Origin of the sequence: Pumilibacter intestinalis, from assembly GCF_943193005.1 — a bacterium.
GTDB lineage: Bacteria > Bacillota > Clostridia > Christensenellales > Pumilibacteraceae > Pumilibacter > Pumilibacter intestinalis.
In genome coordinates, this window is sequence record NZ_CALPCH010000001.1 from 104,576 (window position 1) to 116,769 (window position 12,194).

A 12,194-nucleotide genomic window follows, 5' to 3' on the forward strand; every position below is an offset into this window, starting at 1 on the left:
TGCCCCCCCCATGTCATTGCGAGGAGGGCGAAGCCCGACGAAGCAATCTCAGCCGAGAGAACTGAGCAGCTACTTTACCTGTTCCATGTAGGGGATTGCCACGCTCGTTTCACTCACTCGCAATGACACAGTAAGCCGCTACTACCTGTCATTGCGAGGAGGGCGAAGCCCGACGAAGCAATCTCAGCCGAGAGGACTGAGCAGTAACTTTACATGTTCCATGTAGGGGATTGCCACGCTCACTGCGTTTCGCTCGCAATGACGGGTTGCCCTTTCGCAATAGCGGTACAAAAATATTGCGGGGTGTGGAATTTTAATTTGCCATAAAGTGTTTTTCGCTTGACAAATAATGTGCGCAGGATTAAAATAGAAACAACAGTAAATAATATTCAATATAAAGGAGAAGAAAAATGGCAAAATCAAAGCTCAGTTTGTCTATGACAAACATCCTCAACTGTGTGCTCTATGCGGTAATCGGCATATTGCTCCTCATCTTCAAAGCAGGCTCGCTTGATATTCTTTTCACGATTGTAGGTATCCTGTTTATCGCGCTCGGCGTGTACGACGTGATAATGAAGAGCCTTATTCGCGGCGTTATAGAGGCTGTGATAGGTATCGTAATCCTTGTCTGCGGTTGGACTATTGCGGAATGGGTGCTTCTTATATTCGGTATCCTTCTCATAGTTAAAGGTGCGCTTGACCTTATCCAAAACTTGCACAGAGGACTTATTGCATGGGTAATGCCCATAGTTACCATTGTGCTCGGCGTACTTTTGGTTGTTTCGAAATTCCAGGCTCTCGATATCATATTTATCATTGCCGGCATCATCTTCCTTGTTAACGCCGTTCTCGCGCTTTTCGGCACGAGTCTTAGCAAGAAGAGATAATTTCCGATAAGATTATAAAAAGCGGTTTCTGCAAAAACGAAGCCGCTTTTTGTTTTGTAAAAAAATTTTTCTTTTTATGCGTATAAACTCCGAAAATGTGTTCATAATTCATGTGCAATAAAAAAAGAACTTTTTCGGAGGTAAACAAAAATGAGAACGTATAAGAGTAACCGCCCCTCGGCGGAGAAGACCAAGCAACGCATGCCCAAACGCGGAGTGCAAGCCGCCGTGATTAGCGCGGCTATAATAGTTATAGCCGTTGTGCTCACGCTTTCGCTCGTGTTCGGACTGCGCAAAGCTCCCGTTGAAAACGACGTGCCCACCGTAACGCCGCCGGTAGAAGAGAAGCCCAACCCCATAACCTTCTCCGCTCCGCTTACGAGTTGCACCGTTATCAAAACCGCCGCGCTCGACAAGCTCGTGTATAACGACACCCTCAAGCAGTGGCGCACCCACAACGGCGTGGATTTCGAAGCCGCCGCCGGCAGCGACGTGTTCACCATAGCGGCGGGCACGGTAACGAGCGTGGAAAACACCATTTTGGACGGTATGGTTGTTACCGTAGAACATGCGGAAGGATACTCGTCCACCTATAAAGGACTCGAAAAAGCCGCCGTTGCAAAGGGCGACAAAATAGAGTCGGGTGCTAAAATCGGCACTGTAGGCAACATGATGAGCGAACAAAACTCGGGCGCACATCTTCATCTCGAAATGAAGAAAGACGGCAAATTCGTTGTAGTCACCGACTACATCAACGTAGAAAACGACAAGTAGATATGCAGGAAAGCCTTCCGTTTTTATGCGGAAGGCTCTTTTGTTTTCTAATGAAGGAGATTGCTTCGTCGCAATGCTCCTCGCAATGACACGGAAATGCTCCATGGAGATTGCTTCGTCGCAATGCTCCTCGCAATGACACGGAAATGCTCCATGGAGATTGCTTCGCTACGCTCGCAATGACACGGTTACCCTATAAAACGTCATTGCGAGGGCACGCAGTGCCCGTGGCAATCTCATGCATGGAACAAGTACGGATTGGGGTGCGTTTTATTCCCATTCTATGGTTGCGGGGGGTTTGCTCGTGATATCGTATACTATGCGGTTAATGTGCTTAACCTCGTTTACTATGCGCACCGATACCTTTTCGAGTACGTCGTAGGGAATGCGCGAAAAGTCCGCGGTCATAAAGTCGGTGGTGGATACGCCGCGAAGCGCGAGCGTGTAGTCGTAAGTTCTGCCGTCGCCCATAACGCCCACCGAGCGCATGTTGGTGAGCACGGCAAAGTATTGATTTATGCTCCTGTCCAGTTTCGCCGCCGCGATTTCTTCGCGGAATATGGCGTCGGCGTCTTGCAGTATCGCCACTTTTTCGGGAGTGATATCGCCTATAATGCGAATTGCAAGCCCCGGACCGGGGAAGGGTTGCCGCCAAACGAGTTTGTCGCTGAGTCCGAGCGCAATGCCGAGCGCGCGCACCTCGTCTTTGAAAAGCAGTCTTAAAGGTTCTACTATCTCTTTGAAATCCACGTAATCGGGAAGTCCGCCCACGTTGTGGTGCGATTTAATCACGTCGGCGTCGCCGAGTCCCGACTCGATAACGTCGGGATAAATGGTGCCTTGAGCCAAGAAATCCACTTTGCCGATTTTTTTAGCTTCTTCTTCGAACACGCGAATGAATTCTTCGCCTATTATCTTTCTTTTGCGCTCGGGGTCGGATACGCCCGCGAGCTTTCCGAGAAAACGCTCGCCCGCGTTCACGCGCACGAAATTCACGCCGCTGTCCTTAAACGCCGCTTCCACCTCGTCGCCCTCGTTTTTGCGCATTAGTCCGTGGTCTACGAATATGCAGGTAAGCTGACTGCCTATGGCGTTTGCCAACAGCTTGCAGGCAACCGAGCTGTCCACTCCGCCCGAGAGGGCGAGCAAAGCCTTGCCGCTTCCTATTTTTTCGCGCAGTTCGCGCGTTGCGGTTTCGGCGTAGCTTTCCATCGTCCAGTCGCCGTTGCAACCGCACACGTTTTTAAGGAAATTTCCGAGCATATCGAAGCCCTGCTCGGTGTGGTTAACCTCGGGGTGGAACTGCGTGCCGTAAAACTTTTTCTCGGCGTTTTCTATAGCTCCGTAAGGGCACTTTTCGCTGTGCGCTATGGAGCGAAAGCCGCTCGGCAGTTTTTTTATGTAGTCGTTGTGGCTCATCCAAACAACCGATTTTTTCTTGAGTTTGGAGAAAAGGGGCGAGCCCGTGTCGAACTCGCAGTCCGTTCTGCCGAATTCCGCCGCGGCTTCCGCGCTTGCCGCGCCTATTTCGCCGCCGAGTCCGTAAACCAAAAACTGCGCTCCGTAGCAAATGCCCAAAATGGGCACGCCGAGCGTGAAAATTTCTTTGTCCATTCTGGGGGAGTCGGCGAGATACACGGATTTGGGACCGCCCGTAAATATTATGCCTGCGGGTTGCATGGCGCGTATTTCGCTAATCGGCGTTTTGTAAGACTTCACTTCGCAGTATACGTTTTGTTCGCGCACTCTGCGGGCGATAAGTTGGTTGTACTGCCCGCCGAAGTCGAGCACCAAAACGGTTTGTTTTTTCATTATGAGAGTTCCTCTTTGGATAATATATAAATAAGTATACTACATAGCAATGGAATTTGGCAATTAAATCGGCGCGTTTGACTTGACAATATGCGAAAAGTCATGTAAAATGTTTGCAACATGAAAGCGAATAAATACAGTCGCGGCTACTTTATGCCGCCCGAAGAATGTTTGGATTGGACGCGCCGCGAATACGTGGAGCACGCGCCCGTTTGGTGCAGCGTGGATTTGCGCGACGGCAACCAAGCGCTCGTAAACCCCATGAGTTTGGACGAAAAAGTCGAGTTTTTCGCAAAGCTCGTGCATATGGGATTTAAGGAAATAGAGATAGGTTTTCCTGCGGCGAGCGACACCGAATACGCTTTCTGCCGAAAACTTATAGACGACGGACTCATTCCCGCCGACGTTACGATACAGGTGCTTACGCAGGCGCGGGAGCACATAATAAACAAGACGTTCGAGGCGGTGAAAGGGGCGAAGAAAGCCATAATTCACCTGTACAACTCCACGAGCGTGGCTCAGCGCGAGCAGGTATTTCGCAAGAGCAAAGAGGAAATAAAGAATATCGCGGTAGAGGGCGCAACCCTTCTGAAAAAACTCGCCGACAAAACGAGCGGAAACTTTTTGTTCGAGTATTCGCCCGAGAGTTTTACGGGCACCGAACCCGAATACGCGCTCGAGGTGTGCAACGCCGTGCTCGGCGTATGGAAGCCCTCGCCGAATAAGAAAGTGATTATCAATCTGCCCGTAACTGTGGAAATGAGCTTGCCGCACGTGTACGCGAGTCAAGTGGAATATATTTGCAAGAACATAAAGTACAGAGACGGCGTGGTTATATCTCTGCACCCGCACAACGACCGCGGCACGGCGGTTGCCGACGCCGAACTGGCGCTTTTGGCGGGCGGCGAACGCGTTGAGGGCACGCTTTTCGGAAACGGCGAGCGCACGGGCAACGTGGATATTATCACGCTCGGCATGAACATGGTTATGCACGGAGTAGAGCCGAAGCTCGATTTTTCGTTTTTGCCCGAGCTTACCGAAATGTACGAGCGGCTCAGCGGCATGACGGTAAGCCCGCGCCAACCTTATTCGGGCTCGCTCGTGTTCACGGCGTTTTCGGGCTCGCACCAAGACGCAATCGCAAAGGGGCTTGCATGCCGCGAGAAAAACAAAGACGGCGTGTGGAGCGTGCCGTATCTTCCCGTAGACCCCGCCGACGTGGGCAGGAGTTACGACGCCGACGTAATACGCATAAACTCGCAGAGCGGCAAGGGCGGCATAGGCTATGTGCTCGAAAACAAATACGGCTTTTCGCTTCCCGCAAAAATGCGCGAGCACGTGGGCTACTCGGTTAAACGCGTTTCCGACGTTGCCCGCAGAGAACTTTCTACGGACGAAGTTCGCGACGTGTTCGTGCGCGAATACGTAAATCTCACCTCGCCGGTGGAACTCGAATATCACTCGTTCAGCAAGCACGAAGGCAAAGTGTGCGTAACGATGTACATAGTTAACGAAGGCTCGCGCGACGCGATATACGGAGAGGGCAACGGTCAGCTCGACGCGGCGGCGGACGCGCTCAAACGCGCTTTCGATTTGGACTTTACCATAACCGACTACACCGAGCACGCGCTCGACAGCGGCTCTAATTCTCGTGCGTGCGCCTACGTGGGAGTGAACGGCGCAAGCGGCAAATTAAGTTACGGCGCGGGCATAGACACCGATATCATGTCGGCTTCGATAAAAGCGCTTATAGGCGCGGTGAACAAACTTTTGATTTGATTTTAATCGTTTTGCGTTTGATTTTCAATGGAAAGAACGGAGAAAAAAGCCAAACCTCAGGCGGATTTATGCACGCGCCCTCTTCTTAAAAAGACGGTGCTGTTTACGTTGCCGCTCGTGTTCACGTCGGTGTTGCAACTGCTTTACAGCGCCGCCGATATCGTGGTGCTCGGGCAGTGGGCGAGTTCAAACCCTGCGGTGCGCGAGGCGGCTGTGGGCGCGGTGGGGAGCACGGGCGCGCTAATAAACTTAATCACAAATCTTTTTATAGGGCTTAGCGTGGGCGCGCTCGCAGTCGTAGCCCGCTTCGTCGGCGCGCGAGACAACGAAAAGGTGAGCCGAAGCGTGCACACCGCCGTGCTCGTATCGGTCATAGGCGGCTTTATTGTGGGCGTGTTCGGCTTTTTCGCGTCGGGCGTTATGCTCGAGTGGATGAACACTCCCGAGGCTGTGTTGCCCCTTTCCGCGCTGTATCTCAAGATATATTTTTGCGGCATGCCCTTTAATTTGCTGTACAATTTCGGGGCGAGCATACTGAGAGCTTGCGGCGACACGAAACGCCCGCTCATAGTTCTCGCACTTGCGGGAGTGGCGAACATAGGGCTGAATATTCTTACCGTGGCGGGGCTTAAGATGAGCGTGGCGGGCGTGGGCGTAGCCACGACGGTTGCGCAGGCGATAAGCGCGGCGGGCGTTGTAATCGCGCTTATGCGCAGGCGCGACGCGGCTCGGCTTGTATTCAAAAAGTTGCGCATACATAAAGCGGCGTTTTGGGATATAATCAAAATAGGGCTTCCCGCCGGCGTGCAAGGCACGGTGTTTTCCGTATCCAACGTGGTAATTCAGTCGTCTATAAACGGCTTCGGAGAAACCGCGGTTGCGGGCAACGCCACGGCGGCAAACATAGAGGGTTTTGTGTACGTTGCCATGAACTCGGTTGCGCAGGCGTGCCTGACCGTGGTGGGGCAAAACTACGGCGCGGGCAAGCCCGAAAACATAGACCTTTCGCTCGTGCAATGCCTGTTGCTCGTAACGGGCGCGGGGCTTGTGCTTGGCGTGGGCGCGTGGCTGGGCGGCGGTTTTTTGCTCGGACTGTACGGGAGCGAGGGCGCGGCTCTCGAGTACGGCATAGAGCGTATGAAAATCATATGCGTAATGTATTTCATGTGCGGCGTAATGGACACTCTCGTGGGCGCACTGAGAGGAATAGGCAGTTCGCTCGTGCCCATGCTCGTATCGGTGTTCGGCGTGGTGGGCGTGCGCATACTGTGGATTTTTACGGTGTTCGGAAAGTATCACACCCTTACCGTGCTGTACATTTCCTATCCCGTGTCTTGGTTTATTACGCTTTCGGTGCACCTCGTTTGTTATTTGGTTTTGCGCAAAAAAAAGTTCGCCCAACTCCGCGGACAATGACGTTATGCCGCAGGTTATCCGTCATTGCGAGCGAGAGAAACGAGCGAAGCAATCTCATGCATGAGAACATAAAAAGGAGAAAATAATGGAACTCAAAGAATTTTTGAACAATTCGTATACCTGCTACCATGCCGCAAAACTCGGGGCGCAAATGCTCGAAAAAGCGGGCTTTGCGGATATAGACTCAAACGCCGACTTTAAGAAAGCGGCGGGCGCGTACCGAGTTTGCGGCGGCTGTCTGCTCGCTGTAAAAAAGGGAAACGACAAAATAAATCTCGTATTGAGTCATACCGACTCACCGAGTTTGCGACTGCGCACCGACGAAAACGCCTCCGCCGCAAATTCCATAACTCTCTCTACCGAAAAATACGGCGGGGGACTGCTCCGCTCCTATTTCGACCGAAAAATGAAAATTGCGGGCAGGGTGATACTCAAGCAGGGCAACGCGCTTGTGAGTAAGTGCGTAAGCTCGGATTACAACGTGGTAATTCCCTCGCTCGCCGTGCACCTCGGCGCGGGCAAAGAGGGCGAAACCTTTTCTGTTTCGCGCGATATGCGCCCGCTTGCAGGCGATTGCGAAAACCTCTGCGAGTCGCTCGGGGCGGCGGACGCCGTGGACTCCGACCTTTTCTGCGTGCCCGCCGAGGAGGCTTACGACTGCGGCGTTCGCGGCGAATACGTGTGCTCGCCGCGCATAGACAATCTCGTCAGCGTGTATGCGTCGCTACGCGCTTTAATCGACTGCAAAAACGTATCGTCGGCGGTTGCGGCGTGCTACAACAGCGAGGAAACGGGGAGCGAAACGCGCGAGGGCGCGGAAGCGAACATGCTTGAGGAGTTTTTGCAAAAGGCGTTTGCGGCGTTCGGGCAAAAGGCGGACGCGCGTTCTGTTTTGCGCTCGTCGTTCGCGCTCTCCTGCGACGGAGCGCACGCGTTGCACCCCAACCGCAAAGAGGTGTATTCGGACAACGCGCCCGTGCTCGGCGGCGGCGTTGCGATTAAGCGCAACGACCGTTACGCAACCGACGCGCTCACCTGCGCCGCGGCTCGGGAGATTTTCGCACGCGCGGGCGTGAGTGCGCAAACGTACCGTCATCACGCCGATATGCGGTGCGGCTCCACCATAGGGCTTACGGCGGCGCACACGCTCGGATGCGCCGTGTGCGATATAGGCGTGGCTCAGCTTGCCATGCACTCCGCCGTGGAAACCGCGGCAAAAAAGGATATTGCCGCGCTAAGAGGCGGACTTACGAAATTTTTCGAGAGCGATATAGCGGTGTCGGCGGACAGGATAGAAATAAAGTAAGGAAAAACAGTTGCCTATAAGGGGCGCAAAGTGGTATAATAATCAACAAAAAGAGAGGGCATACAATGAAACGCATAGAACTCGGCGAACTTACCGCGCAAAAAGAAAAGTATCTCGGCAAAGAGGTTACCGTTTGCGGCTGGGTGCGCACCTCGCGCGACAGCAAGAACGTGGCGTTTATAGAGCTTAACGACGGCTCTTCGCTCAAACACACGCAGGCGGTTTTGGATAAAAGCAAATTTACCGCGGATAAACTTGCGGGCTGTTTGAACCTCGGCGCGGCTGTGCGCGTGCGCGGCAAACTCGTTGAGGGCATGAAAGCCGAAGCGGTGGAAATTGCCGCCGACTCGGTGGAACTTTTGGGCGAGTGCCCGCTCGAATATCCGCTTCAGAAAAAGCGGCACACAATGGAGTATCTGCGCACAATTCCGCACTTGCGCGTGCGTAGCAACACCTTTAACGCAATGTTCCGCATACGCAGCGAACTTTCTTACGCCATACACGAGTTTTTCCACAAGAACGGATTTTACTACGTGCATACGCCCATAATTACGGGCAGCGACTGCGAGGGCGCGGGCGAGATATTCAAAGTAACCACAATGGGTTACGCGCCCGCCGTTAAATCGGAAGAAGAATATTACGCGTCCGACTTTTTCGGAAAGCAAGCGGGACTTACCGTTTCGGGACAGCTCGAGGGCGAGGTAATGGCAACGGCAATGGGCAAGATTTACACGTTCGGACCCACGTTCCGCGCCGAGAACTCCAACACCACTCGCCACGCCGCCGAATTTTGGCAGGTTGAGCCCGAGGTTGCGTTCGCCGAAATAGACGATATAATAGAAATAGCAACCGATATGATAAAGTATATCACCCGTTACGTGCTCGACAACTGCGCCGACGAACTCAAGTTCTTCGAGGAGCGTTTCGAGCAGGGGCTTACCGCCAAACTGCGCAACGTAGCGGAGAGCGAGTTTGCTCGCGTGGACTACGCCGAGGCGATTGAGCTTTTGCTAAAGAGCGGCAAAAAGTTCGATTATCCCGTGGAGTGGGGGTGCGACTTGCAAACCGAGCACGAGCGTTATCTCACCGACGAGGTGTTTTGCAAGCCCGTGTTCGTGGTGAACTACCCCAAAGAAATCAAGTCTTTCTACATGAAGCTCAACCCCGACGGCAAGACCGTTGCCGCAACCGACCTGCTTGTGCCGGGCGTGGGCGAGATAATAGGTTGCTCGGAGCGCGAAAACGACTATAAAAAGCTGTTAAAGGCAATCGAGGTGCGCGGCATGAAAATGAGCGACTACGAACAGTATCTCGACTTGCGCAAATTCGGTTCTGTGCCGCACAGCGGTTTCGGGCTCGGACTGGAGAGAATGCTTATGTACGTTACGGGCATAGGAAACATACGCGACACGCAGATATACCCCCGCACCAAAAATTATTTGGCGTAAATTGTATGCTTGTCATTGCGAGCGGCGTAGCCGCGCGGCAATCCCCTGCATGGAACATGTGCAGTAACTTTTATTTCCTCATGTTTGGGATTGCTTCATCAGGCTTGCGCCTTCCTCGCAATGACATGTTGGTGTGACGCTTGTCATTGCGAGCGGCGTAGCCGCGCGGCAATCCCCTGCATGGAACATGTGCAGTAACTTTTATTTCCTCATGTTTGGGATTGCTTCGTCAGGCTTGCGCCTTCCTCGCAATGACATGTTGGTGTGACGCTTGTCATTGCGAGCGGCGTAGCCGCGCGGCAATCCCCTGCATGGAACATGTAATGACGATATTGCCGTTTCGGAGAATTAAAAATGTATAAACTCAAAACCGTACAGGGCTACGCGCCCAAACTCGGACATCGCGATACGGAAAAGGCGATAAAGCTCGTTAAAGACGAGTTTCAAAAAAATCTTGCCGCCGCGCTCGGACTCGAGCGCATTTCCGCGCCCGTTATGGTTCGCGCTCACAGCGGATTAAACGACGACTTGAACGGCGTGGAACGACCGGTAAGTTTCGACGTGCCCGAAGCGGGTTTCGAGGTGGAAATAGTCCATTCGCTCGCAAAGTGGAAGCGCATGGCGTTGTACGAGTACGGATTTAAGCACGGCGAGGGACTGTATACCGATATGAACGCCATCAGGCGCGACGACGCAATGGACAATTTGCACTCGGTATACGTAGACCAATGGGACTGGGAAAAGGTAATAAACCGCTCGGAACGCAACGAGCAGTTTTTGCAAGCCGCGGTGCGCAAAATAGCGGGCGCGCTCGCCGACACCAAAGAGTTTATAAACGGCGTATATCCCGCGCTAACGCACGAGCTTTGCCGCGAGGTGTATTTTATCACGAGCGAAGAACTGCTTAAACGTTATCCCGATAAGTCGGCGAAAGAACGAGAGTACGAAATAACAAAACTGCACAAAACGGTGTTTATTCAAAAGATAGGCGGAACGCTCTCCGACGGAACGCGCCACGACGGGCGAGCCCCCGATTACGACGATTGGGAGCTTAACGGCGATTTGTTATTTTGGCACTCGGTGCTCGGCGAGCCTATAGAGATATCGAGCATGGGAGTGAGGGTAGACGAAACGAGCCTTCGCGCCCAACTTGCGGCGGCGAACGCAACGGAGCGCGAAAAGTACGCCTACCACAAAGCAATACTTTGCGGCAAACTCCCGCTTACCGTAGGCGGAGGAATAGGGCAGTCGCGCCTGTGCATGTTGTTGCTTGAAAAACTCCACATCGGAGAGGTTCAAGTTTCCGTGTGGAGCGACGAAATGCTTGCGGCTTGCCGCGAAGCGGGTATTCCGATTTTATAAGATTATATTTTTTCCACAGTGTAGCCGTCTTTCGAGTCGGCTATTTTGTATCCGAGCGCGGCTATTTCGTCGCGCAGTTTGTCGCTTTGCGCCCAGTCTTTTGCTTTGCGTGCGGCAAGCCTTTTGTTTGCAAGCTCAATCACGTTTTGAGGCACGGGTTCTTCCGATTTTTCGGGCGCGTGCGCTTTGTCGAGCGACAGTCCCAAAACGCGGTCGAAGTCGAGCGCGGCTCGGTAAACGTTCTTGCAAGGAGTTTCCTTTGCCATAGTCCAAAGCACGCCGAGCGCGAGCGGCAGATTTAAGTCGTCGTTTACGGCGGCGCAAAATTGAGCCTTGTAGCTTTCGAGTTTTTCGCTCGGTAAATCTTCTTTGGAAACTTTGTGTTTGTAAAGCGTTTCGAGCAGGCGAGTGTAGGCGGTTTGCGCCGCGTCCATGCCCTCGAAAGTGAAATTGAGTTTTTTGCGGTAGTGCGCGTTCAGGCAAAAATATCTGAACGCGAGCGGGGAGTATCCGCGTTCTTCGAGTTGCGCTATAGTGTAGGTGTTGCCGAGCGACTTGCTCATTTTGCCGCCGTCTACGAGCATGAACTCGCCGTGCATCCACACGTTAACCGTTTTGCAACCCTCTCGCGCTTCGCTCTGCGCTATCTCGTTTTCGTGGTGCACGGGTATGTGGTCTACGCCGCCCGTGTGGATATCGAAAGTTACGCCGAGATACTTGCGGCTCATTGCCGAGCACTCTATATGCCAACCGGGATATCCCATGCCCCAGGGCGACTGCCACTGCATAATGTGGTTTTTTTCGGCTTTCTTCCATAGCGCGAAATCGGCGGGGTTGCGCTTTTCGGCGTTCACCTCCACGCGCGCGCCCGCAATCTGGTCTTCGAGATTGAGTCGGCTGAGTTTGCCGTATTCGGGGAATGCGGAAATATCGAAATATATGCCGTCGCTCGTTTCGTACGCGTAGCCCTTGTCGAGCAAATCCGTCACGTACTTTATCATATCGTCTATGTGGTCGGTGGCTTTGGCGATTATTTCGGGCTTGCCTATGTTGAGCAGTTCGAGGTCGCGGAAAAAGATTTCGGTATAGCGGTCGGCTATCTCGCGCGGAGTCTTTTTTTGTTCCTTCGCCGCCTTTTCCATTTTGTCTTCGCCCTCGTCGCCGTCCGAAAGCAGATGCCCTACGTCGGTTACGTTCATTACGCCCTTGATTTTCAAGCCGTTGTATTTAATGGCTCTGCGCAACATATCCATAAACACGTACGTGCGCAGATTGCCTATGTGCGCGTAGTTGTACACGGTAGGTCCGCACGAATACATGGTTACTATGCCCGGCTTTATGGGTTGCAGTTCTTCTTTTTCGCGTGTGAGCGTGTTGTATACTTTCAACATATGGTTTTCAAGTCCTTGC

At 52.9% G+C, this 12,194-nt stretch carries 9 protein-coding genes; 7 read left to right on the forward strand and 2 right to left on the reverse strand.

The window, feature by feature from the left end:
* The first annotated feature begins 410 nt into the window (after window positions 1–410).
* Entirely contained in the window at window positions 411–887 is a 477-nt protein-coding gene (locus NFR55_RS00510; RefSeq protein ID WP_251545184.1) for a DUF308 domain-containing protein, read from the forward strand.
* 150 nt (window positions 888–1,037) lie between these two features.
* Window positions 1,038–1,661: a M23 family metallopeptidase gene (locus NFR55_RS00515; RefSeq protein ID WP_251545185.1), complete on the forward strand. Its 624-nt coding sequence runs from the start codon at window positions 1,038–1,040 to the stop codon at window positions 1,659–1,661.
* 270 nt (window positions 1,662–1,931) lie between these two features.
* Here the strand turns inward: NFR55_RS00515 and guaA are convergent, their stop codons facing one another.
* On the reverse strand, window positions 1,932–3,473 hold the full coding sequence (gene guaA / locus NFR55_RS00520; protein ID WP_251545186.1) for a glutamine-hydrolyzing GMP synthase: 1,542 nt from the start codon (window positions 3,471–3,473) through the stop codon (window positions 1,932–1,934).
* Window positions 3,474–3,593: 120 nt separating this feature from the next.
* Here guaA and NFR55_RS00525 point away from each other — a divergent pair, with 120 nt between their 5' ends.
* The 5 genes from NFR55_RS00525 (at window position 3,594) to asnA (ending at window position 10,784) form a co-directional block, all read left to right on the forward strand.
* The gene (locus tag NFR55_RS00525) at window positions 3,594–5,252 is read left to right on the forward strand and encodes a 2-isopropylmalate synthase (RefSeq protein WP_251545187.1); all 1,659 of its coding nucleotides are present in this window, start codon (window positions 3,594–3,596) and stop codon (window positions 5,250–5,252) included.
* Window positions 5,253–5,279: 27 nt separating this feature from the next.
* Window positions 5,280–6,668, forward strand: a complete 1,389-nt coding sequence (locus tag NFR55_RS00530; RefSeq protein ID WP_251545188.1) for an MATE family efflux transporter — start codon at window positions 5,280–5,282, stop codon at window positions 6,666–6,668.
* 85 nt (window positions 6,669–6,753) lie between these two features.
* A complete protein-coding gene (locus NFR55_RS00535) occupies window positions 6,754–7,974 on the forward strand; it encodes a zinc-binding metallopeptidase family protein (RefSeq protein ID WP_251545189.1) in 1,221 nt (406 codons plus the stop codon).
* 65 nt (window positions 7,975–8,039) lie between these two features.
* A complete protein-coding gene (asnS, locus tag NFR55_RS00540; protein WP_251545190.1) occupies window positions 8,040–9,422 on the forward strand; it encodes an asparagine--tRNA ligase in 1,383 nt (460 codons plus the stop codon).
* 354 nt (window positions 9,423–9,776) lie between these two features.
* Window positions 9,777–10,784 carry an aspartate--ammonia ligase gene (gene asnA / locus NFR55_RS00545; protein ID WP_251545191.1) on the forward strand — a complete coding sequence of 336 codons (1,008 nt, stop codon included), beginning with the start codon at window positions 9,777–9,779 and terminating at the stop codon, window positions 10,782–10,784.
* Between the two features lie 2 nt (window positions 10,785–10,786).
* On the opposite strand, the gene cysS is transcribed toward asnA, so the two are convergent.
* On the reverse strand, window positions 10,787–12,175 hold the full coding sequence (cysS, locus tag NFR55_RS00550) for a cysteine--tRNA ligase (RefSeq protein ID WP_251545192.1): 1,389 nt from the start codon (window positions 12,173–12,175) through the stop codon (window positions 10,787–10,789).
* Between the last annotated feature and the right edge of the window lie 19 nt (window positions 12,176–12,194).